At 70.1% G+C, this 22,851-nt stretch carries 19 protein-coding genes; 6 read left to right on the top strand and 13 right to left on the bottom strand.

The genetic code is table 11. The features are described 5' to 3' along the window. Positions 1 to 43 precede the first annotated feature (43 nt). The 3 genes from R2J76_RS05455 (at position 44) to R2J76_RS05445 (ending at position 2,177) form a co-directional block, all read left to right on the top strand. Entirely contained in the window at positions 44 to 532 is a 489-nt protein-coding gene (locus tag R2J76_RS05455; protein WP_316414795.1) for a hypothetical protein, read from the top strand. Positions 533 to 640: 108 nt separating this feature from the next. After that, positions 641 to 1,216, top strand: coding sequence for a hypothetical protein (locus R2J76_RS05450; protein WP_316414794.1), 576 nt, complete (start codon positions 641 to 643; stop codon positions 1,214 to 1,216). Between the two features lie 16 nt (positions 1,217 to 1,232). After that, positions 1,233 to 2,177 carry a hypothetical protein gene (locus R2J76_RS05445; RefSeq protein ID WP_316414793.1) on the top strand — a complete coding sequence of 315 codons (945 nt, stop codon included), beginning with the start codon at positions 1,233 to 1,235 and terminating at the stop codon, positions 2,175 to 2,177. A gap of 148 nt (positions 2,178 to 2,325) precedes the next feature. Here R2J76_RS05445 and R2J76_RS05440 read toward each other — a convergent pair whose 3' ends face one another. Then, positions 2,326 to 2,673 carry an HPF/RaiA family ribosome-associated protein gene (locus R2J76_RS05440; RefSeq protein WP_316414792.1) on the bottom strand — a complete coding sequence of 116 codons (348 nt, stop codon included), beginning with the start codon at positions 2,671 to 2,673 and terminating at the stop codon, positions 2,326 to 2,328. Between the two features lie 109 nt (positions 2,674 to 2,782). Here R2J76_RS05440 and R2J76_RS05435 point away from each other — a divergent pair, with 109 nt between their 5' ends. The 3 genes from R2J76_RS05435 to R2J76_RS05425 all read left to right on the top strand — a co-directional run bounded on the left by R2J76_RS05435 (position 2,783) and on the right by R2J76_RS05425 (position 5,939). Continuing rightward, positions 2,783 to 3,682, top strand: a complete 900-nt coding sequence (locus R2J76_RS05435; protein WP_316414791.1) for a LysR family transcriptional regulator — start codon at positions 2,783 to 2,785, stop codon at positions 3,680 to 3,682. A 121-nt stretch (positions 3,683 to 3,803) separates the two neighbouring features. Then, entirely contained in the window at positions 3,804 to 4,844 is a 1,041-nt protein-coding gene (locus tag R2J76_RS05430; protein ID WP_316414790.1) for a DUF933 domain-containing protein, read from the top strand. Positions 4,845 to 4,958: 114 nt separating this feature from the next. Then, complete coding sequence (locus R2J76_RS05425; protein ID WP_316414789.1) at positions 4,959 to 5,939, top strand: alpha/beta fold hydrolase; 981 nt, start codon at positions 4,959 to 4,961, stop codon at positions 5,937 to 5,939. Here the strand turns inward: R2J76_RS05425 and R2J76_RS05420 are convergent. From R2J76_RS05420 to R2J76_RS05365, 12 genes are all read right to left on the bottom strand, one after another. Beyond that, the gene (locus R2J76_RS05420; RefSeq protein WP_316414788.1) at positions 5,936 to 7,279 is read right to left on the bottom strand and encodes a HAMP domain-containing sensor histidine kinase; all 1,344 of its coding nucleotides are present in this window, start codon (positions 7,277 to 7,279) and stop codon (positions 5,936 to 5,938) included. The genes R2J76_RS05425 and R2J76_RS05420 overlap by 4 nt on opposite strands. After that, on the bottom strand, positions 7,272 to 7,958 hold the full coding sequence (locus R2J76_RS05415; RefSeq protein ID WP_316414787.1) for a response regulator transcription factor: 687 nt from the start codon (positions 7,956 to 7,958) through the stop codon (positions 7,272 to 7,274). Before R2J76_RS05415 ends, R2J76_RS05420 begins: the two co-directional genes overlap by 8 nt. 24 nt (positions 7,959 to 7,982) lie before the next feature. After that, complete coding sequence (locus tag R2J76_RS05410; RefSeq protein WP_316414786.1) at positions 7,983 to 9,101, bottom strand: serine hydrolase domain-containing protein; 1,119 nt, start codon at positions 9,099 to 9,101, stop codon at positions 7,983 to 7,985. Position 9,102: 1 nt separating this feature from the next. Next, a complete protein-coding gene (locus R2J76_RS05405; RefSeq protein ID WP_316414785.1) occupies positions 9,103 to 9,333 on the bottom strand; it encodes a hypothetical protein in 231 nt (76 codons plus the stop codon). Positions 9,334 to 9,464: 131 nt separating this feature from the next. Further along, positions 9,465 to 11,096, bottom strand: a complete 1,632-nt coding sequence (locus tag R2J76_RS05400; protein ID WP_316414784.1) for a sensor histidine kinase — start codon at positions 11,094 to 11,096, stop codon at positions 9,465 to 9,467. A 10-nt stretch (positions 11,097 to 11,106) separates the two neighbouring features. Further along, positions 11,107 to 12,243 (bottom strand): TlpA family protein disulfide reductase, encoded by a 1,137-nt coding sequence (locus R2J76_RS05395; protein WP_316414783.1) that lies wholly within the window; start codon positions 12,241 to 12,243, stop codon positions 11,107 to 11,109. Positions 12,244 to 12,304: 61 nt separating this feature from the next. Further along, positions 12,305 to 15,289 carry a TonB-dependent receptor gene (locus R2J76_RS05390; RefSeq protein ID WP_316414782.1) on the bottom strand — a complete coding sequence of 995 codons (2,985 nt, stop codon included), beginning with the start codon at positions 15,287 to 15,289 and terminating at the stop codon, positions 12,305 to 12,307. A gap of 214 nt (positions 15,290 to 15,503) precedes the next feature. After that, entirely contained in the window at positions 15,504 to 16,214 is a 711-nt protein-coding gene (locus R2J76_RS05385) for a response regulator transcription factor (protein ID WP_316414781.1), read from the bottom strand. 183 nt (positions 16,215 to 16,397) lie between these two features. After that, positions 16,398 to 19,802, bottom strand: a complete 3,405-nt coding sequence (locus R2J76_RS05380; protein WP_316414780.1) for a hypothetical protein — start codon at positions 19,800 to 19,802, stop codon at positions 16,398 to 16,400. Continuing rightward, on the bottom strand, positions 19,799 to 20,764 hold the full coding sequence (locus R2J76_RS05375; protein WP_316414779.1) for a glycosyl hydrolase family 17 protein: 966 nt from the start codon (positions 20,762 to 20,764) through the stop codon (positions 19,799 to 19,801). Before R2J76_RS05375 ends, R2J76_RS05380 begins: the two co-directional genes overlap by 4 nt. A 7-nt stretch (positions 20,765 to 20,771) precedes the next feature. Then, positions 20,772 to 22,229, bottom strand: coding sequence for an MFS transporter (locus R2J76_RS05370; RefSeq protein ID WP_316414778.1), 1,458 nt, complete (start codon positions 22,227 to 22,229; stop codon positions 20,772 to 20,774). Between the two features lie 13 nt (positions 22,230 to 22,242). Continuing rightward, positions 22,243 to 22,830, bottom strand: coding sequence for a hypothetical protein (locus R2J76_RS05365; RefSeq protein ID WP_316414777.1), 588 nt, complete (start codon positions 22,828 to 22,830; stop codon positions 22,243 to 22,245). Between the last annotated feature and the right edge of the window lie 21 nt (positions 22,831 to 22,851).

The following is a 22,851-nucleotide window of genomic DNA, read 5'->3' as shown; positions in this document are numbered from 1 at the left end:
CCTGATTCCCAGGTCCCGCCATGGAATTCGGGGGAGGACCCACGTGACCAACCCCATGGATGGAGCCCTCCCCGCCGCCCTGATCCTCGCCTTCGCCCCGGCCTCCCTCCCCGCCCAGACCCGGCCGGAAACCATGACCTACATCGTGCAGGAGATCCGGTCCTATGAAACGGAGGCCCTGCCCATGCTGCAGGTCGCCTTCTCGGCCAACGGCGAGCAGTTCACCTTCCTGGCCGGAACCCTCCGGAATCCGGGCCGGTCCCTGGTGGTTCCCCTTCGGAACGTCGACGTCATCCTTGTGAGAAGGCGTAGCGCCGACGGCACGGAAGCCTTCGATCTGCAGGTGCGGTCCCGCGGCACCCGGGGCGAATTCCTGGTGGACGGGGCGGGGTTCCGCGGCACCGCGACCCTCATCTCCCTTTCCAGCCTCCGCAAGGCCCGGGCCCTGGAAAGGGCCTTCACGCATCTGACCGCCCTTGCCACCGGCCGAAAGGATCCCTTCATCCAGCAGGTCGTCCCAGCCGCGCCGTGAACCCCGCGGCGCGATCCCTTTCTCCTTCAACCTCCGGGCGCTTGGCCAGGTCAAAGGCGACACGATCCCCATTTCGAACAGATGCCCCTGGGCCATCGGAGTACCGCAATGCTCCTGCACCCCCCCCCGCCTCCCGCAGAGATCCTCCAGGTACGGCCAGGGATCCCCTTCTTCGAAGGTTCGGACCCCATGCTCCTGGGCGTGCTGGGCTGGACCCTGGAGCACGCTCCGAGCCTGGCCAAGGTGTTCGACCGGCTCCTGAAGGCGGAGCCGAAGGCCCGGTACCGCCTCACCCAGGGCTTCGACAAGAACTATGGCCGGCTCCTGGTCGGCTCCGACGACCAATTCATCCTCGTGGAGATCCAGGTGCCCATGCTGCCCTGGAAACGTTGCGGAGACGCGGTGGAGCCCTGGCTGGCCACCGCGATCTTCCTGGCCGCCACGACCGCGGAGCGGGGCGACCTCCGGGGCACGCCCAATCCCAACCGCTTCAAATTCCTTAGTGTCACCAAGAATGCCGCCTTCGCGCTTCAGAAGGAGGTCAGGAAGGAGCTTGAGGCGGCGGACCCGGTGCGCTTCAAGGACATGCCGTACGGCTGGACCTTGTACGAATCGGGTTTCCGCGCCGTTCCGGGCCGGACCCGGCCTTCCCAGCAGCGGCCCCTGCCCCCGGGCCTGAACTGATGTACCAGGAGTCCCCATGATGCCGTCTTCGCTGCTGATCCTGGCCATGCTGAGCCAGGTCCCTGCGCCCCCCCGACCGGGCGCGGCGGCCGAGGTCCCGATGGAGGGCCGGATGATCAACCTCCAGGGCATGCCGGAAAACGTCGCGGACGCCCGGTCCCGCCAGCCCGCCATCAGCAAGCAGAACCTGAATGCCATCAAGGAATTGGAACGGGACCTGCTGGAGCTTTACCGCATCAACGGCCCCATCACGCCCCTTCCTCCGGCCCTGCCGGTCCCGGCCGACCGGGGCGATGATGCCCGGGCCCTGCTGGGCATCATCGCCGACGTCCCCTATGCGTCGCTGCGGCGCACCTGCCTGGGCATCTGGAACGGCTGGCGCCAGGGACTGGTGGACAGCGGCCTCGCCGTTGCCGAACCCACGGCGCCAGGCACCCCCGCGCCACGGCCCGCCTCCGAAGTGGCCGGCAAGGTGAAGGCGGCCGTGGCCCAGAACCGGCGCTACTTCGCGCCCGCCACGACCCTGAGCGCCGCCAGGACCGACGAGGCGTTCGATCCGGGCCCCGGCCTGGGCGACCAGGCACTCACCTTCGAGCAGCGCAGGGTCTTCGCCGCGCAGGCCAGGGCAACCCAGGCCAGCCAGAGCGTCCTTCGCGCCGCGAACGCGGCCGTGCCGGACCTCCAGGTTGCCTGGAAGCCCCTGGTGGACCATCAGAATGCCCGCGCCCTCGAACTGGTCGAACTCGAGAGAAGGGCTCCGAACCCGGAACACCCGGGCCTGCTGATGCTGCGCCGGAGGGCCAAGATCGCCCTGCTGGAGCGGTTTCGAGCCGACCTGTGGATGTGCGAGGTCGTCTGGGCCCATCTGGCCTCGGCGCCCACCCCCGCGCCGCTGCAGCCGCTCCCGCCCGGACCCGGGACGCGCCCAGGCGCCAGCCGGGAAGCTCCGGCCGCGCCGTGAACCCCCTGTCCTCCCTGCCGAAGGCCAAGCCCCATCCCTCCCGCCGGGCCACCTGGCCCAGCACCGGCAGCCCCATGCCCCGGGCCAGGCCCGGATCCGGCTGTTTCAGGACGGCCGCGAGCTTCTTCCGGTCCTCGGCGGTGAACGATCATTCGAAGGCGGCCAGGGGCCAGGAGCCGCCCCGTCCCTTGGTCTGGGCGAGGCGCCCGATGGCTCGGGCCGTGGCCCGGCATGCGCGGTGGATCGCCAGGTCCACCGCGGCGTAGTAGTCCGAGGCGGCGGCGGTGACCACCACGAAGGCCCGATGGGGGAGGGCGATCTGGATGGAGCAGACCTTGTCCACCCCGCCCCGGGGTCCGTTGGCGTCCATGATCCGGACCACCGCGCCCTCGAGCCGGTCGCCCCAGTGCTCGAGGGCCGACCCCAGCCGCGAAACCGCGTGCTGATGCAAAGCTTCGCCAGCGTTGAAACCGAGGGATTTCAGCAGGATCTTCATGGATCACTCCTCGCACGGCGCGTGCACCTACAGGATGGGTCCAGAAAGGAGTAGGTTTTATATATTGTATTTAGCCATTCCATTCATTTAATAGATGTATCATCCAGGCATGGAATGGCTCAACTACCACCATCTGCTCTATTTCTGGACAGCGGCCAAGGAAGGGTCCATCACGTCGGCCGCCAGGACCCTGAACCTCTCCCAGCCGGCGCTCAGCACCCAGATCCGCCAACTGGAAGCGAGCCTGGGGGAACGGCTCTTCGAGAAATCCGGCCGGGGCCTGCGGCTCACCTCCGCGGGGCAGACGGCCTTCCGGTACGCGGAGGAGATCTTCTCCCTCGGAAGTGAGTTCCAGCACCAGCTCAAGGGGCACCCCACGGGCCGGGCCCTCCAGCTGGTGGCCGGCGTCTCGGACGTACTCCCCAAGCTGATGGTGCACCGCCTCCTGCAACCCGCCCTGGAGCTCGGGGAGCCCCTGCGGCTCGCCTGCCGCGAGGCGCCCCTGCCCCGGCTCCTCGACGCCCTCCAGACCCACGAGATCGACATCGTCCTCTCCGACGCCCCCTGGACGCCCCGGAGCGGGGCGCGGGCCTACAACCACGTCCTGGGCGAATCCGGCGTGGAGCTCTTCGGCACCCCGGCCCTGGCGGAACGCCACCCGGGCCTCTTCCCCGGCGGCCTGAACGGCGCGCCCCTCCTGCTCCCCTCCCCGGGCAACGCGCTGCGCCGCTCCCTGGACGCCTGGTTTGAACGGAACGCCGTCGTGCCCCTGATCGTGGGGGAATTCGACGACACCGCCCTTCTGGAAACCTTCGGGGCCCAGGGCCTGGGTTTCTTCGCGGCGCCCGCGGCCATCAGCCAGGAGGTGGCCAGGACCTACGGTGTGCGTTCCCTGGGCAGCCTGGACGGGGTCCGGGAACGGACCTACGCCGTCTCCGCCGAGCGCAAGCTGGTCCACCCGGCCGTGCTCGCCATCCTGAGGGCCGCCAAGGAGGAGATCTTTCCGTGATCCGGACCCGTCGGGTTACAATCGGCTCAACGAATCAGGCTCCAGGGATCGGGATGGCGGGCTTCCGGCCATCACCGAAGCGCGCGCACAGCCCTTTGCGAGGCATGCCATGAAGGTCGGATTGGTCGGATTCCCAGGCTGCGGCAAGACCACGGTGTTCAACGCCCTCACGGGGCTCTCCGCCGAGACCGGCTTCGGCGCGGCCCGGGGCAGGACCAACCTGGGGACCGTCAAGGTCCCCGACGAACGGGTCGCGGCGCTGGCGGGCCTCTTCCACCCCAGGAAGACCACCCTGGCCGAGATCACCTTCTGCGACGTGGCCGCGGCCTCCGCGGGGGGCCACGGCCAGAGCCTGGACGAGGCCACCCTCCGGGCCATGCGGGAGGTGGATGCGCTATGCCAGGTGGTGCGGGGCTTCCCGGGCGCGGCGGGCGAGGTCCCCGACCCCCTCGCCGAGGCCAAGGGCCTCGAGGACGAAATGAACCTGGCCGACCTCATCCTCATCGAGAAGCGCCTGGAGCGGCTCGCCAAGGAGAAGGCGAAGACCGGCGAGGCCGAGCTCCTGGGCACCCTCAAGGCCGCCCTGGAGGCCGGCGTGCCCCTGCGCAAGGTGGACGGCGTCGCCCCCGAAGCCTGGGCCTCCCTCGCGGGGTACCGCTTCCTGACCCAGAAACCCCTGCTCCTGGTGTTCAACGTCGCCGAGGCCGAGGCCGCCGCCCCCGCCCCCGGGGACCTGGCGCGCCACACCCGCGGGGCGGGCCTCGGCCTGGTGGTCCTGGCCGGCCTGATCGAGATGGACATCGCCCAGATGTCGCCCGAGGACCAGCTGGAGTTCGTGGCGTCCCTGGGCCTGGCCGAACCCGCCATCGCGCGGTTCATCCGGGGGGCCTACGCCCTGCTGGATCTCATCAGCTTCCTCACTGCGGGCGAGGACGAGTGCCGCGCCTGGCCCATCCGACGTGGCCTCACGGCCCCCAAGGCCGCCGGCAAGATCCACTCCGACATCGAGCGCGGCTTCATCCGGGCCGAAGTGACCCACTGGGAGGACCTGGTGCGCCTGGGGAGCGAGGCCAGATGCCGCGAGGCCGGCAAGCTCCGCAGCGAAGGCAAGGAGTATGTCGTGCACGACGGCGACGTGATCAACTTCCGCTTCAACGTCTGAAGGGAGCGAAGGCCCTCCCCTGACACTTCCTTACATTTCCATCCCCGGCCCCGGGATCTAATGGGAGGCGCCCCTTCCATCCGGAAGGCGCCCAGCCCGGAAGGATCCATGCCGATGAACTGCCGACCCGCCCTTCTGGTCCCGGCCCTGGCCGGGATGATGACCGCCTGCGGCGGCGGAGCGCCCGGAGCCCCGGCGCCTCCCGCCCTGGAAAACCAGGTCGTCACCACCCAGGTGCCCGGCTTCCCCCATGCGGTGACCTTCTGCATCCCCGCCGGCGCCACCCGGGCCATCGTGGCGCTGCACGGCGGCGGCGGCAACAGCAGCGCCATCGGATACCAGCTGGGCCTGAATTCCAGCACCACCGCCACCACCACGGGCACCGTCAACTGGACCTGGCTCGGCGCCCACAAGGTGATGCTCGTCCTGCCCCAGGGCCAGCACATCGACGGGTCGCCCGGCGCCACCACCTGGTCCAACTACGCCATGACCTCCGGGCAGGACGACAAGGCCTTCCTGCAGGCCCTGGCCGCGAAGATCCGCACCACCTACGGCCTTGCGGACGTGACCCTCATGGGCCACTCCATGGGAGGGACGATGGCGAACCGCATGTGGTGCGAATCCCCTTCCACCTTCAACGCCTATGTGTCCCTGGCGGGCCCGGCCTCCGCCCGGTTCCAGCAGGCCGCCACGCCCTGCGTCTGCACCCTGGGCAGCGCGACGCCCCCCTACCTGGGCCTTTTCGGGGACGCCGATTCCGTCATGCAGACCTCCGGCAACTGGACGCAGCCGAACTGGTACGTCAACCCCGTGGTCGTCTGGGCCGGCAATGCGGCCTTCCTGGACGGCACCATGATCGGGGAGTGGCACCAGCAGTGTGACCGGGTCCTGCAGGTCTGCGGCACCACCCTGGACCTCGCCGGCTGCCAGACCTCCGGCAACGTCGACACGTGGACGTCCTGCGGCGGGAAGCTGGTGCTCAAACGGGTGAGGGGGGCGGACCACGGCGTCGACGCCATCGCCGCCCGCATGAACCCGGCTTCACCCACCGTGGTCATGGATACGGTGATGGCCTTCCTGGCCGGCCAGAATTAGAGGGGCAGCCAAAGCCGGACCTGGAGGCCTCCCCCGGCGAGGTTCCCGGCCTCGATGGTTCCCCCGTGGCACTGGGCCACCTTCCGGCTGATGGCGAGCCCGACCCCGGCCCCGGCCCGGGCGGCGTTCCATTCGCCGGAACCCCGGTAGAAGGGCTCGAAGAGCCGCTCCAGGCCCTCCTCCGGCACGCCGGGGCCCCCGTCGCTCACGGCGACGAGGCACCCGTCGATGCCCGCGCGCGCCGCGAGGGCAAGCTCGACCTCCACCTCGCCATGGGGCGGGGTGAAGCTCAAGGCGTTCCGCACGACATTCTCGATACAGCGGTGCAGCAGGCCCGGGTCGCCCTGGAGCCGGACCTCGAAGGGGCCCGTCTGCATCACCGTCTTCCCCTCCGGCGCCCCTTCGAAGGAGGCGTCCAGGACCACCTGCTGGACCAGCCGGCCCAGGTGCACGGGCGTCCGGCGCGAGGCCGGCACCGACGCGTCGATGCGGGCGAGGGTCAGAAGGTCCGAGATCATGCCTTCCAGGATCCCGATTTCCCGCTCCATGCGCTCGGCGCCCGCCAGGTCACCCCGCTGGGCCAGCCCGGCGGCCACGCTTAGGCGGGAGAGGGGGGAACGCAGCTCGTGGGAGATGTCCCGGAGGAATTCCCTCTGCTGGTCCATCAGGGTCTGGATCCGCGCGGCCATGGAATCGAAGTCCTCGGCCAGGGCGGCCACCACCCCGGGGGCCCCGGCGGCCACCACCGGCCGCGCCCGGGCGGACAGGTTCCCCCCCGCCAGGTCCCGGGCCACGGCCTGGAGCCTGCCGATGGGCCCGGTGACGCTCTTGGCGAGCAGCCAGCTCAGGGCCGCGGAAATGAGCACGGCCAGCGCCAGCTTCAGCTGGGGGATGCCGGTGGTGAGGGACCGGGCCAGCAGCCGGCGGGGGCGCACCTGGGCGGCGAACACGTAGGTGCTCGCCCCCCGCTGGGAAACCACCGCCCCGCGCCAGGGCGACCGCAGCACATAGCCGGCCCGCCGCTCCGCCCGGGCCTTGGCGATCAGGTCCGCCAGTTCCGGCGGAGGGGGCGCGGCGCCCAGGTCCACGTCATCCTTCACCAGGGTCGCCTGGATCCCCGAATGGTCCCGGAGGGCGCCCAGGAAGCGGTCCAGCCGGTCCTTCCCCCCGAACTCGAACTGGTCGACCGCGGTGGCCCCCAGGGTTTCCACGGTGTCCACCATCCAGCGCCGGGCCACGGGCCTGGCGTCAGCGGCCTCGGTGACGGCCCAGAAGCCCAGGAGCATCAGCACCGAGGCGACCCAGAAGGTGAGGAAGACCCTCAGGAAGAAATCACGCATCCAGGAACCCGGTGTAGCAGTAGCCGAGGTTGCGGACGCTCCGGATGCGCTCCACGGACCCGGACCGGGGCCCGAGCTTGCGCCGCAGGTTGCTGATGTGGTTGTCGATGGTGCGGTCGCTGAAGCCGAGGGGCCGGCCCAGGGCCTGCTCGGAGAGCTCGTCCCGGGTCACGCAGGTTCCGCACCGCCGGAGCAGGACCAGGAGGATATCGAATTCCGCCGCCGTGAGGGGGAGTTCCCCGCCTCCCCGCAGCACCCGCCGGGTGGGCACGTCCACCTGGAGGTCCCCCACCACCAGGCGACCCCCGGCGGCGCCGCCCCGCCGGCGCAGGACCGCCCGGATCCGGGCGAGCAGTTCCCTGGGGACGAAGGGCTTGGGCACGAAGTCGTCGGCCCCGTCCTCCAGCCCGGCGATGCGGTCCCCCGCGTCCCCCTGGGCGGTGAGCATGATGACCGGGACCCCGGACCGGCCCCGGATCCACCGGAGCAGCTCCCGGCCGTCGCCGTCGGGCAGCCCCACGTCCAGCAGGACCAGGTCCCAGCCCCCCGCCTGGATCCCGGCCTCGCCCTCGCGCACCGTGGCCATGCCCGTGACCTGGAGGTCGTGCATGGCCAGGAAGCGCGCCAGGGACTCGCACAGGGCCAGGTCGTCGTCGATGAGGAGAACCGTGGTGGGCATGGCGTATGATGGTTCCCGCCGGCCTCAACCGTCAATGGCCCGGAGGATCGCGGCCCTGGCCTTCAGGAAATCGTCCCGGACCTTCGGGAGCCGGTGCTTCGTGAAGAAGATGCCGCACACGCCGCGCTTCCGGTCGATCCAGGGGTAGGTCCCCAGGGCCCCGGGGCTGGACACCAGGACGCCCTGCCCATCCGCGGACCAGGTTTCGCACCAGTTCCCCAAGGCGTACTGCGGGTCCGCCTCCGCCGGGATGCCGGGCGGAAGGTAGTCCTTGGGCAGGCCGAGGGTCTGGACCGTCTCCAGGGTCCGCACGGCCTGGGCCGACAGCACCCGTCGGCCGTCGTGGACGCCCCCCTGGGCCAGCATGGAAAGGAAGCGCATGTAGTCTCCGGCCGTGGTGGTCACGCCCCCCTGGAGCAGGGGATTGGAGGTCTGCCCCGAAGGCACCCGGCCCGGCGGGTGCTCCCAGGACGTGCGTTCCATGCCCAGGGGCCCGGCGATCCGTTCCCTGAAGAGGTCCGCCCACCGCCGGCCGGTCACCTTCTCCACCAGCGCGCCCGCCACCTGGAAGCCGGGCCCGCCGTATGCGAACACCGCGCCCGGCGGGTGCTCCAGGGGCAGCCGTGCCACCTCCGCGGCCGACTCGGCCAGGGTGAGCCGGGGATCCTGCCGGATGTCCACGCGGCCCTTCAGGCTGCCCTGGCCGGAGGTCTGGGCCAGCAGATGGCGCAGCGTCGTGCGGCCCTTCTCGCCCTGGAACTCCGGAAGGTGGTTCGCAATGGGCTCGTCCAGGGAAAGCCGGCCCTCGTCCACCACCGTCATCACCAGGGCGGCCGTCATCCATTTCGAGGCCGAGGCCACCGGATACCGGGCCTCCGGGTCGATCTTCCCCACGTCCAGCCGGAACAGTTCCTTCCCGTCCCGCATGACGATGGCCGTGACGCCCTTGGCGCCCCGCCTGACGGCGTCCGCCAGCGCCTCCCGGACCCCGGCCGGCACCCGGCCGGGATCGCCGCTGACCACCACGTCCGGGGTGGACACCTGGGCCGCCACGCGCCGCACGGCGCGCAGGCAGCCAGAAAGGCCCACCACCAGCAGGAGCGCGATCCCGGCCCCCGCGCGCTTCGCCCGATGCCCGCCCATGCTAGCGCCGGATCGTCCGGGACCGGCTCACCGTGGTGCCGTTGGGTCCCGTGGCGGTGGTGGTCACCGTTCGGCTTCCGGCATCCCGCGTCACGGTGCGGGAACGGCTCGCGGTCCTCCCGTTGGGCCCGGTGACGGACCGGGTCACGGTCCGCGAGGCGGCCAGGGCCGGCTGCACGGTTACGGCCAGCAGGACGAGGGTGGAAAGGAGAAGGTTGTGCGGGTTTCGCATGGGTAGGTCCTCCGGTCTCCCGGGCGGGGTTCCCGGAAGGGGAATCCTGCCGCGTGGTTCACAGAGCCTTGGACCCGGTTCGGCCCCGGGGGTATCGTCCGAGGATTGTCAGGAAATGTCAGGCCCAGGCCTCAGCCGGGAAGCTCCAGCCGCGCCGTGAACCCCGCGTCCTCCCTGCCGAAGGCCAGGCCCCATCCCTCCTGCCGGGCCACCTGGCCCAGCACCAGCAAGCCCATGCCCCGGCCCGGGCCCGGAGCGGGACAGGCCGGGGCGCGCCGGCCCAGGCCCTCCAGCACGGCCGGGGGAATGCCCTCCCCTTCGTCCGTCACGTCCACCCGCACCCCGCCTTCCGCCCGGGAGGCCTTCACCACCACCCGGCCCCGGCCGTGGACCAGGGCGTTCTCCACGAGGGTGTCCAGGGCGGCCCGCAGGGCGCTGGCGCTGCAGCGGAGGCCCACCTCGGCGCCGTACACCTCCAGGACCCTTCCCTGGGCCTCGAAGGCGGGGGTGAGGTCCTCGTCCATGCGCTCGAAGAAGGCCGCGTCCACCCGGTCCTGGACCCCTTCGGAGTAGCGGTCGCGCATCTCCTCCAGCCCGCCTTCGATGGACCGCACCAGGTGGTCCACCTCGCCGCGGATCTCCAGGAGGCGCGCCTCCTGCATGTCCCGGGACAGGTCGGGGTTGAGGACCGTGTCGCAGCGCAGCTTCAGGACGGCCAGGGGGGTCTTGAGGCTGTGGGTGAGGGAGGCCAGGCGGTCCGCGAGGAGGCGCTCCCGGTTGCGGCCCAGGATCACCAGGGCCACGGCGAGGCCGCTGGACAGGACCAGGAGGGCGTAGGCGCTCCAGGCCGCCAGGCCGCGCAGGAGGTAGGCCTTCCAGAAGGCCCGGTAGGTTTCCGGGGCCATCTGGAGCACGGCGTACCACATGCCCCCGAAGGATTGGCTCAGTTCCTTGTCCACCCGGAAAGGGGCCGTGTCCGGGCAGGTGAACTCCAGCCGGTCCTCCCCATCGCCCTTGCAGGCGCGCCGGAAGCTGGAGAAGGTGCGCGGCCGCTTCAGGTTCCCGCTGTTCTTGAAGCCCGAAACCATTCCGAACCGGTACGCGGCGCCGGGCTTCAGGGTGCCTTGCAGCCACCGCTCCACCTCGGGGCTGCCGGGCACCCAGGCCTTGATGAGGCACCATTTGCCATGGAAGGCCACGATGGAGCAGCGCTCCCGGTTCAGGGGGTCCACCGCGCCCACCAGCCACCAGGTGCCGGCGTCCGCCACGAGGCCCCTGCGGCTGGCCACGGCCCGGGCCCCCCGCGGCGTCCAGACGGGGGCCAGTTCCAGGGCCCTGCGGGCCCAGTCCGCCGGCTCCCGGGTGGCCTCGGGATCCGTGGACGGCCGGAGGCGGTCGCCCTCCCGGAGCCACACCCGGCCCGTGTCCGAATCCACCAGGGCCGTGACCAGGGCCTCCCGGGCCAGCCAGGCGCGCATGGCGGGTTCGTCGCCGGTGGTGAAGTCGGGCACGCCGACCGTCCAGTGCTCCCATTCCTGGGTGAGCCGGGCCGCCTGGGTGTGGGTGGCGCTGAACCACCGGTCGAGCGTCAGATCCTTCCAGTCGGAGAGCCACCACGCCGGCAGTGCCGCCAGGGCCGCACAAATGACGGCCCAGGCCACCAGCAGGGGCCACACGGACCCGCGCGGCCCCGGAAGGATCCGGAGGGCCGCGCGCAGGCGCCGGGTGCCGGGACGTGCCCGGGCGATCTGGACAAAGGGCATGGATGGAACCCTACTTGGTCTTGAGGAGCTTGCCTAGGGTCCGGTCCAGGTCCTCGCCCCGAAGCCCGTCATTGACGGTGATGATCTTCCCGTCGGGGCCCACCAGGATCACGTGGGGGATGCCCCTCACCTGGAAGAGGTTCATGAGGGCCTCCCGCTCCTTGCCCTCGGGAAAGGCGTGGTGCCAGGGCATGGGCGTGGCGGGGTTCCTGCGGAAGGCGGCGATGTCCCCCACCTTCTTGTCGCTGGACACGCTGAGGATCTCCAGGCCCGCGTCGTGGTACTTGGCGTAGGCCTTGTGCACGAAGGGCAGCTCCCCCTTGCAGGGGCCGCACCAGGTGGCCCAGAAATCCAGGATCCAGTACTTGCCCTTGAAGGTGGCGGGGCCCAGGACCTTGCCGCCCTTGCCCAGTTCCGTGACCTTGAAGGCGGGCATGGGATTGCCGGCCTTGGGCGCGATCTTGTCCTCCACCTCGGCCTTGACGAGCCAGGCGTTCCATTTGGCGATGGCGGGGGAGGCGGGCTCGAAGGCCTGGAGCCGGGCCACGCCCTTGCGCACCTCGGCGATCATGCGGGGCCGGGAGGACAGCTCGATGGAGGACTCCAGCGCCAGGAGCTTCACGGCGCGGCTGGGGTGCTTCTCGAAGACCTGGTCGAAGAAGGCGAAGGCCTTGGTGGCGGCCTGGGCCTCGGTCTGCTTGACGTACCCGCCCCCGCTGGCATGCCAGGCGATCCAGCCCAGGAATTCGGGATCCACCGCCGCCACCAGGTCCAGGGCGGGGGAATCGGGCGTCATCTGACCGGCCAGTTCGAGCATGGAGCTGGTGGTAAGGGTGAACTGGAAGTTGGCCAGGTTGTCGGGCAGCTTGCCGGACTCCGCCGCCTGGGACCGGAGCATGAAGTAGCGGGCCTGGAGCAGGAGCTGGCGCACCCCGGGGCGGGTCTCGTGGGCGATGAGCACCGAAAGGCCTTCGGGCGTGGCGTCCATGGGAAGGCGGGTCTTGGCGGCCTTGCCCTCCTTGAGGTGGGCGGCGTAGTTCTTGACGACGGCGGTGTACGTGGCGACCAGCGCCGAGGTGTCCTCCGCCGGGGCCTGGGCGACGAGCATCGCCGGTAGGAGGAGGGCTGTGGAAATCCGATAGGACATGAATCGACTCGCGAAAAGGGGCCTGCCCGGGGTTCCGGGCAGGCCGATGGGGATGGAAGGGCTAGAAGCGGAACCCTGCGCGGATCTGGATCTTGCGGGGGGCGGTGTAGTCGCCGGTCTCCCCATCCGCGAGGATGGAGGGATTCTTGTTCGGGTTCGGCGCGTTGTAGGCGACGGGCCGGAGCCTGGGATTGGAATACCAGTCCGGAAAGGCGGTGGCGATGGACGGATCGTAGGGCGCGAAGGTCCGGGTGCCGTCGGTGAGCGCCGTGCTGTAGTTCACGTACATGGGCTGCATGTGGTTGAAGACGTTCAGCACGTCCAGGGCCGTGAAGAAGGTGATCTTCCGGTAGAGCTCGATCTCGTATCCCACGTGCAGATCGAAGCTGAACTGCTCCGGCCACCAGGTGGGGGAATCCGCGTAGGCGCGGGTGACGCTGTCGGGGTAGCCGTAGCCCTGGATTTCAGCGGTGGTGGGGCCCGAATAGCTGCGGTAGCCCCGGAAGCTCTTGGACCAGTAGTTGCCGAGCATGGACACGTCCAGCTTCCCGGCCTTGCCGAAGGAGCGGGAGTAGGTGGCGTCCAGGTGCAGCGTGACCGGCGTGGAGGAGGAGGACCACTGCCCGGATTGGGGGCCGAAGGGATCCACCAGGTCGTTGGCGATGAAATCGCCGTACTGGTTGCGGGAGCTGGTGCCCACCCCCTGCCCCGCGTTGGCCCGCGTGTACGACCAGCTGAGGTTGCCCCCGGCCCGGAACCCGGACCCGATCTCGCGCTTGTACTGGATCTCCAGGGCCTCGTAGCGGGTTTCCATGCCCGAGTCCGTGAAGTACTGCTTGTTGGCCGCGCCCGCCGCGGTTCCGGCCGCGCCCAGGTACTTCAGGCCGACGTAGTTGTCCTGCAGCTTGTGGATCAAGGTGGCGGAAAGGGACTGGAGGGAGTCGGTGTAGCGGTAGGAGAGCGTGGCCTCCCGGGACCGGGGCGGCTTGATGTTCGGATCGGCCGTCACCGAACGGCTGGTGAGGGGATTGGGGGTGGCCTGGTAGGGGTTGGCCACGCCCAGGGCGGTGGCCGACTTGCCCCACACGTTCCAGTTGATGGAACCGTCCGCGTTCAGGGCGTCGCTGCCGCTGCCGGAGCCGTAGTACTTGTAGAGGCGCACGGGGACCGTGTTGGAGACGCTGGTGGCCGAGAAGGTGCTGACGTTGTACTGGCCGGCGTATTCCGCCAGGCTCAGGCCGAAGACGTGCCGGGTGTTGCCCTGGAGGTCGTAGGAGGCCGAGAGGCGCGGCGTCAGGGACGTGGCGGTGAAGCGGTCCCCCTCGGGATCCAGGTCCACCTGGTTGCGGTCGTAGCGCAGGCCCAGGTTGACGGTCCAGTGGTTGTCCAGGGTCCACACGTCGTTGGCGAAGAGTCCGAGGATCCGCGTGTCGGCGCCGCCCTGGAGGGGGTCGAACATCACCAGCCTGGTGCGCGTGGAGTCGTTGACGGCGAGGTTGCGGTAGGCGCGGTCCATGGAGGGCGGGGCCGCCACGTTCCAGCCGTAGAACTGGAGCAGGGCGTGGGAGGGGGTCATGGCGGCGTAGCCGCCGTCGGAACCGGAATAGCTGCCCATGGAGTCGATGCGGCTGTTGTAGTACTGCACGCCGCCCTCCAGGGAGTGCCCCGCGCCGTTCCAGGCCAGGTTGACGCCCAGGGTCCGGATCTTCTCCTGGCTGAGATTCCCGGCGTTGATGCCGTTGTCGTAGAGGTCTCCGTTGCCGGGGTTCTTGAGATCCTTCCAGGTCACCACCCCCGCGCCGCCCTGGGAGCCCGTGCCGGGGCCGCCGCTCTTGACGAGGGTCTCGCTGGCGATGACGTCCAGGAGCAGGGTGCTGGTCAGGGTGCTGGTCCAGCTCACGGCCTTGTAGCTCTTCTCGGTGCGCGACGGGCCGTTCCCCGCCGCGAGGGTGGAGATGCCCCGGCCGCTGGTGGAGCCGGACCGGGTGGAAAGGTAGCGGCTCCAGGATCCGGAAACCTTGTTCTCGGCATTGACCTGCCAGTCCAGGCGGATGTCCTTGAGCTCGCTGCCGCTGGTGGTGGAGAAGGTGTAGGGCGCGAAGAGGCCGCTGCCCACCGATCCCGTGAGCACGCTGGTGACGCTCGGGGTGGTGGTGTTGTAGCCCACCGCGAAGAACAGCTTGTCCTTGATGACGGGCCCCAGGAAGGTGTACGACTGCACGTCCGTGACCCGGCGGGGCACCCTCTTGCTGGTGGTGTAGGCGGACTGGCGGGGCAGCGCGTTCCAGGAATCGCTGGTGAGGTCGTGGCGCATGGACCCCTGGAAGGTGTTGGTGCCGCTCTTGGTGACGGTGTTCACCACCCCGCCCACGAACCGGCCGTACTTCGCGGATACGCCGGCGGAAAGCACATTGAACTGCTCGATGAGATCCGGGTTCAGGGGCACCAGCTGGGTGCCGCCGCTGGCGGACCGCGATTCCACGCCGTTGATGGCGTAGCCGTTGCCGCCGTCCTCGGAACCATGGAAGTTGTAGCCGCCCGAGGGCGTCCCGGGGAGGGTCTTGAGGGCGGCGCTGTAGACGCCGGAACCGATGTTCGGCAGGTTGGCGATGGCCTCCGCGTCGAAATTCCTGCCCGTCACGGCCACGCCGGGGTCCACCCCCACTTCCGGGTTCTGCACGGCCACCACTTCCACGAAGGCCTCCGCCACCTGGGCCAGGGGCACGGTGAGGACGACGTTCTGGTTGGCCACCACGGTGATCTGGGTCCGGAAGGAGGTCATGCCCTTGGCGGTCGCGTGCACCTTCACGGTGCCGGGAAGCAGCTGGGGCACCAGGAACTTGCCGTCCGCGCCGGAGCGGAACTCCCGCACGCCGCGGCCGGTGTCCACCTGGACCAGCGCGCCCGCCAGGGGCTTGCCGCCGGGTCCGGTGACCAGGCCCGTGATGTTGCCCACGGAGGCGCTCTGGCTGAACAGCAGGGTGGACGACGCGACGATGAGGGCGCAGAGCCTTCCTGGCCCCGACGGATGGCCGGGTCTGATCATGGGATTCCTCCTGGGGATCGGGTTGGGTTGGTTTTCCCTTGGTTGGTATCCATGGTCAGGGGTGGGCTACACCTCCATCAAGAAGAAATCAAGAGAATTGATTGTGAACTTTTAAGAATCGAAAAAATGCCTTCAAATATTCAAATACAACGATTTGTGCGCACGCGCCACATCCGGATGAACCAGGAGGCCGCATCCTCGTCCCGGGAGGGACTCACCATTTCACGGGGAGGGTCCAACGGTAGCCTTCCCGTTCCAGGGTCTGGATCGCGGGATTCTCGTCCGAGTCCCCCAGCTTCTTGCGCAGGGCGTTGATGTGCTTGTCCACGGTGCGCAGGGTGGGGTGGGCGTCGGCCTCCCAGGCCAGGTTCACCAGGTCCTGGCGGCCGTGGACCCGCCCCGGGTGGGCCAGCAGCACCTCCAGCAGCCGGAATTCCCGCAGGCTCAGCAGCGTATCGGTGCGGCCCCGGTGCACGGACAGGTGGAGGTAGTCGATGCGGTAGGGCCCGCTGCGGGCCATGCGCCGCCCCTCCTCCTCGGGCGCGGCCCGCCGGAGAATGGCCCGGATGCGGGCCGTGAGCTCCAGCATGGCGAAGGGCTTGGCCAGGTAGTCGTCGGCGCCGTAGGAGAGGCCCTGGATGCGGTCGTCGCTCCCCGAACGCGCGGTGAGGATGAGCACGGGCACCTTGTCCTGGCGCCGGCGCAGGGTCCTCAGGACCTCCAGGCCGTCCATGCCGGGCAAGGACAGGTCCAGGACGATGAGGTCCGCCGCCTCCCGGGCGTGGGCGGCGAGGCCCGCCTCGCCGTCGCCCTCCAGGGCCGCGTGGAAGCCTTCGGATTCCAGGTTGGCCTTGACCAGCGACCCCAGCGCGGCCTCGTCCTCGATGACGAGGACCCGGCGCGGTCGCTGGGCATTGGGACGCATGGCTACGATTCAACCACGAGACCGCCCCCGGGCGGAAGCGAGTGTAGGCCGCCAGAAAAACCCGCAACAATTCGCCCCACCCCCACGTACCGATCCAGAGAAGGTGGGGTGTTGACGAAGTGCGCGGGTCACCTTGGCGAAGATATCGTTCAATGGCGTTACAGGTATTTCTGGCGCCCTACACTAGGAGCCCAGCACCACTTCGATGCGCTCGATCTCTCCAGTCCGGTCGAAGAGGGCCCGGCTGGTGGGGAGGTCCAGGGAAAGGCCGGGGAAGGTCCGGCAGGACCCGTCCGTCAGGAGCGCCCGCAGGGACGGAGCCCCGGAGCGTGTGGCCACCACGGGCACCTGGCAGAGGGTGTAGGCCAGGGATCCCGGTTCCAGGTCCAGGGTCCGGGTGCGGCCCGCAAGGTCAACGTAGGTGAAGGCCCCGCGCCGGGTCAGGAACTCCTCACCGGGGACCCACGCGGGATGGAACGCGATGCGCCCCGCCTCCACCTGCACCCCCAGATCCCCGAAACGGGAGAGGAAGTCCTCCTTCACCTGGCCCGTCATGCCGGGCTGCTGGGCGCCGCCCTGGGCCGGGGTGTGGGAGTAGGGGTCGATGGGGATGGCGCCCACCTGCGCGGGGCTCCGGTGCACGCCCAGCCCCTCCCGGATCTCCCGGCAGTGGCGCTGGAGCCGGGGGAAGGCGGGGTCCTCCGGCGGGGTCGCGCGCCGGGCCTCGTCCGCGGCCAGCAGGAGCTTGGACACCATGTGCCAGTAGACGCAGCCCAGGCCCTCGTACTTGTAGAAGGTGCCGGAGCGCCCCGTGAAGGACCGGTGGTCGAAGACGGCCTCGTACAGCGCCAGCACCTCGCCGCGGCAGGCCTCGGCCGGACCTCCCAGGGCGTCCAGGGCGGCCTCCAGGGGCCTCCGGCTGCGGAAGTCGGCGTTGAAGTGCAGCCTGCCCAGCACGTCCCGCACCACGATGGAGGTGTCCCCGGCCTCCACCAGGGCGCCCAGCAGCGGGATCCGCGCGGGGGCGTCCTCCGGGAGGAGGTTCTTCTCCAGGAACCGGGGCAGCTCCCGGTCGGGATACAGCAGGTAGCTGCCCACGTCCTCCCGGCGCAGGGGGCTGCGCCGCAGGGCGTCCAGCAGGTCCGCGGCCTCGGCGGGGGCGAGGATGCCCGCGCTCAGGGCGGCCACCTGCCCTTCCAGCATCGGCTGCAGGCGGCGGATGGAGATGTCGCCCTCCTCCAGGCCCATGAGGTTGTAGGCGTGGTAGAGGCCGTCGTCCCGGCGGTTGGCGCGGATGGCGTGGTCCAGGTGGCCCAGGGCCCCCGCGAAGAAGGCCCGCAGGGCCGAGGCCGGGATCGTGGCCAGCCGCCCCGAGCGCCCCCGGGCGTAGAGGTCCTTCCGGTACGAGGACCCGGCGCGGCCCAGGGCCTCCAGCAGGGCCCGCCGGCCGGAGACGGTGTCGGCCGCCTCCGGGGAGGCCGAGGCCAGGGCCGCGGCGATCCCCCCGAACCAGGCCGCCACCTCCTCCGCCACCGGCGCGTCCCGTTCCAGGAGGCCGTCGCAGAAGGCCAGGAACCGCCTCAGGTGGCAGAGGGTCACCAGGGAGACGCCGTAGCCCACCAGGGCGTTGTTGGCGTCGTTCCATTCGGGCCGCTGGGTGTTCATCCAGATGCCGGCGCCGGGGATGAAGTTGGAGAGCTTGGCCAGGGCCACCACCAGGAGCTTCTCGGCCAGCCCCGCCCGCACGGGCCCGCCGGGCCCCTGGAGCAGCTTGCCGTCGGCGCCCAGGGCCTCGGCCCGGGCCAGGATGCGGTGATGGGCCTCGGCGTCGAATTCGATGGTCCGGTGGGGATCCGCCAGGAGCTCGTCGAAGGGCTTGATGCGGTAGGGCACGTCCGCGTACCCGAAGATCCGCCGGTCCAGGAGCGGCGCCAGGGCGCCGGGGTAGGTCCGTTCGGAGGCCTCCATGAGCCGCAGCAGGTACACCACCTGGTGATCCCCCCAGTAGCCGATGAAGGACCAGGGATCGTGGGGATCCAGGGTCTCCCACTCGAAGCCCTCCCGGAGCACCCGGTAGGGGTTGTGCCCGTCCGCGGTGGACCCCCCCAGGAACTTGGCGATCATGGCCTCCAGGAAGGTGGGGTAGCTGAAGCCCAGGGCCTCCCAGTTCTGGAAGATGTCCCGCCAGTTGCCCTGGTAGTTGTAGATCTGGGCGCCGCCGGGCTCCCGCACCTGGATGGAGAAGATGTTCCAGGGCCGGCTGGGGTCGCCGTGGCGCCGGCTGAAGGTGAGGGGGAGGTACTCCCGCCCCAGGCGCTCCAGGTCGGGATCGCCGGTGGCGGCCAGGGCCGCCGTGAAGGCCCCGCGGGAGGGGGCCTCCTCCAGCGCCGCCAGGAGGGCCCCGTGGCGCGCGGCCAGGTCCCGGTTGGACCGGGACACGAAGAGCCGGAAATCGTCCCGGGGGATGCGGGTGCCCAGGCCGGGCATGCCGCCCCTCATGATGTTGAAGAGGGTGTTGGAGAAGTGGCGGCTCGCGCTGCGCTCGTCCTCGCCGGCCTGGAGGCCGTCGGCCCCGGCCACCCTCTCCAGGAGGCCCCGGGTGCCCCGTTCGATGTCCTCCAGGAGCTCGGCGCGCAGGTCCCCGCCCCCGGCCAGCCGCGTCCGCAGGGCGACCACCGCCACGGCGTCCAGGGCCACGTCGGCCACCACGAACCACTCCCGGGAAGCCCCCGGTTCCAGGGCCAGGGCCCCGTTCACGAGGTAGGCGCCGCGCCGCCCGCGCACGTCGGTCTCCTCCGCCGGGGCCTCGCCCCGGCGGAAGGCGGCGATGCCCGGGGAGGAGAGGAGATGGCCCGGCGAATCCAGGCCCAGGGACCAGGCCGTGTTCACCCGCAGGGCCTCGCTGGGCTCGGGGCGGTCGGCGGGGATGGAACTGAGGCGGAAGAGGGCCAGGCCCGTGTCCGCGAGCAGCTCGGTGCGCTTGTACCCGTCGCACAGGGTGCTGAACTCCAGCTGGAAGCGCCAGCCCAGGCCCGCGGGCAGGACGTTCTGGAGGCCGTCCAGCACCTCCGCCTCCACCCGGCCGGACCCGAGGTTCACCAGCTCGCTGCGGCGCACGAAGCCGAAGCGGTGGCTGGTCATCCAGGCCACCCGGAAGGCCAGGCCCAGGTCCTCGTTGCGCTCCTCGAAGACGATCTTGTTGCCGCGGACGCTCTTGAGGAGATCCCGCCGGATGCGGTACAGGCCCTGGTAGCGGTCCGAGAAGGGCTCCCAGAGGCAGGCGCCGCCCTCCCGGGCCACCCGCACCAGGGTCTTGCCGCCGGTGTGCTCCAGGCTGTCGTGGATGCGGTCGTCGGCGTGGTAGGGGAAGAGGGCGTGGTCCGGGTCCCGCCGGCCCGCGGTGAGCGCGCCGTTGCTGGAGAGGAACAGCCAGTGGTCGGAGTCGCTCACCACGCTCATGAAGAAGGGCGGCATGCCGTCCAGGCCCGAGACCCGGAACCAGCGCTCTCCGTCGAAGTCCACGATGCCGCCGTCCACGTCGGGGGCCGCGGGGACCAGGGGGATGCGGGAAACGCAGGTGGCGGTCATGGGCGGTCCCCGTAGGCGGGGGAGGTGGGCCCCTCCGGGCGCAGCTCCGGGAACCAGCCCAGCACGGCCGGCTTGGCCTTGCGGCCCACGGAGAAGAGCCCCCAGTGGCCTTCCGTCCCCGTGCCCTTCCAGGGCTCGTCGAAGGCCTCGAAGATGAACGTCGTCACCCCCAGGGACCGGGCCCAGGCGCTCATCTCCTCGAAGTAGCGCTTCTGCTTGGCCTCGCTTCCCGCCCGGGGGGCGTGCTTGGGGCCCTGGGTGAAGGTGGCCCAGCCCACCTCCCCGAAGACGATGGTCTTGCCCGGGTAGGCCCGGCGCACCTGGGCGAACTTGTCCAGGGTGGTGGCGAAGGCCTCGTCGATGTCCTGGTTGCCCCACATGGGATAGCTGTGCAGGGTGATGAAGTCCAGGTGCTCCGCCAGGCGGTTCCCGGGCCTGATCCAGTACAGGAAATCGTCGGCCACGGTGACCCGGCAGGCCACGGCGCCCTTCACGCGGTCCACGAAGGCGATGACCTCGGGCTCGGTGAGCCTGTGGTCCGACCATTCCACCAGGGCCTCGTTGCCCACGCTCACGGCCACCACCACGTCCGGGTAGGCCCGGGCCAGGCGGATGCCCTCGGCCACCTGGCGCTCGTTCTCCGGAGCCTTGCCGGGCTTTCCGCTGAGCCACATGCCCAGCATGACCCGCAGCCCCAGCTTTCCGGCCCGGATGGCCTCCAGCACGTCCGCGGCGTGGCGGTCCGAGCCGTAGAGGCGGATGACCTTCCATTTGCGGTCGAGGATGCGCAGATCCTCCATCACCTGGGCGGGGGTTGGGTAGAGGCCCTTGTCGGGGTCCTGCCCTTCCCGGTATCCGGAATAGCACACGGCGTCGCCCCAGAAGGCCTGCCGGGCAAGATCGGGTTCGCCCGCGCCCAGGGATACGGAAAGGGCGAGGCACAAGGAGAGGATAGTACGCATTCGCATCTCAGGCTTGGGACTTGCGGTCCTTGAGGTCCTTCTCGATCCGCACCATCATGCGGTCGTCGAGGGGATAGAGTTTCATGAGCAGGGCGGAGAGGATGAGCAGCGCCCCGGGGAAGAGGCTCATGGAGAGCCGGATGCCCACCAGGGAGCGCGCGGTCTGGTCCACGTTGGCCACGTAGCCGAACCAGGTGAGGAGGATGCCCGTGATCCAGGCCCCCACGGCCAGGCCGATCTTGGTGCCGAAGATGGCCGAGGCGAAGACCAGCCCGGTGTTGCGCCGCCCCGAGCGCCATTCGGCGTCGTCGGCGGTGTCGGCGAACATGGCCCAGAGCAGGGGCGAATTGAACCCGATCACGAAGCTGGAGAGGATCTGCAGGGCGAAGATCCAGGCGATGTCCCCGGGCCCGGCGAACCAGAAGCCCAGGATGATCGCGCCGCCCACGCCGATGGCCGCCATGAAGATCACCTTCTTGTCGAACCTCCGGGCCACGGGCGGGGCCAGCATCACCGCGGCCAGGAAGGCCAGGGCGTTGCTCACCAGGAAGGGGCCCAGCAGGTCGTTGCGGTGCACGTAGTACTTGAAGTAGTAGGCCGACACCGACCCCTTGAGGACGAACGCGCTGATCATGGCCACGGCCACCACGATCATCACCACGAAGGCCCGGCTGCCCATGAGGGCCCTGAAATCGCCCCGGAGATCGGGATCCTGCCCCGCGGGGGGCGCCACCCGCTCCCGGGTGGCCAGGAAGCACAGGGCGAAGAGGGCCACCGCGATCAGGCCGTAGAGGCCCATGGTCAGCTGCCAGCCCCGGGCCAGGTCCGAAGGCAGGGCCAGGAAGTCCTTGGAGAGGAACCACCGGATCCACGCCCCGGGGTGGGCCAGCAGGCTGTGCTGGGCCCGCAGGGCGGGCGCCATGCCGAACCACTGGGCCAGGCTGGGGGTGCAGTACTGCACCAGCACCGCCACCGAGAATGCCCCCACGAACCGGAAGGAGGCCAGGGACGTGCGCTCCTTGCTGTTGGGCGTCATGACCCCCATGAGCGCGCTGTAGGGGATGTTCACGGCCGTGTAGAGCAGCATGAGGAGGCAGTAGGTGACGTAGGCGTACACCACCTTGGCGCCCTGGCCCAGGGCGGGCGTGGTGAAGGTGAGGACGCCCGCGGCCGCCAAGGGCAGGCCGAACCACACCAGGTAGGGGCGGAAGTGCCCCCACCGGGTGCGGGTGCGGTCCGCGAGGGTGCCCATGACGGGGTCCGCCACGGCGTCCACCACCCGGGTCACCAGCATCATGGTGCCGACGGTCCCCGCGGAGATGCCGAAGATGTCGGTGTAGAAGAAGATGATGAAGAACTCGAAGGTCTTCCAGTAGAAGTTGGAGGCGGCGTCGCCGAGGGCGTAGCCGGCCTTCTCGGCGAATCCGAGCCGGCCGGCTTCCTCGTTCATGGGGGTCGTGGTCACGGAGGCTCCGGGTTCAGAACTGATAGCGGGCGCCGAGCTGAAGCCATGCGGGATTGATGGCCCCCTGGCGGATCAGGGCGTCGTTGCGCTGGCGTCCGGCCAGTTCCGTGGCCTGGAGCAGGGCCTCCACCGTGACCCGGGACGTGAGGGCGTACTCCAGCCCCGCCCGGAGGCCCCCCTTGAGCCCCTTGCAGTCGTGGAAGGGGAAGTGGTGCTCGGCGTCGAAGATGGCCGGGCTCTCGTCCCCGCTGAAGGAGGCCTTGTAGCTGTTCAGGGAAAGCCCGAAGACCCCCCGGAGCCGGGGCACGCCCGTGTCCAGGAGCAGGTCCCCGGAGAGCTGGGCCAGGGTCAGGGAGGTCTTGAGGCCGTTCAGGGCCTTGCCGGGCATGGTGCCCAGGTTCAGGGCGACGCGCACGGGCACGTCGGTCTTGGCCAGGGTGGTCTCCCATCCGGCGTTGATCATGAAGCCGGTGGTGCTGTTCACGGCCTTCTTGTAGCTGTCCAGGCCCAGGATCACGCCGCCACCGGCGGAAAAGCCGGGGTTGCCGGCGGCCAGGGGAAGCGCCAGGAGGCCCATCAGGATGCTGCGGAGGTGTTTCATGGCATTCTCCATGTCGTTGGT

Origin of the sequence: Mesoterricola silvestris (assembly GCF_030295405.1) — a bacterium.
Taxonomy (GTDB): domain Bacteria; phylum Acidobacteriota; class Holophagae; order Holophagales; family Holophagaceae; genus Mesoterricola; species Mesoterricola silvestris.
Note: the sequence above shows the minus strand (reverse complement) of the source record. Positions and strands in the feature narration are given on the sequence as shown.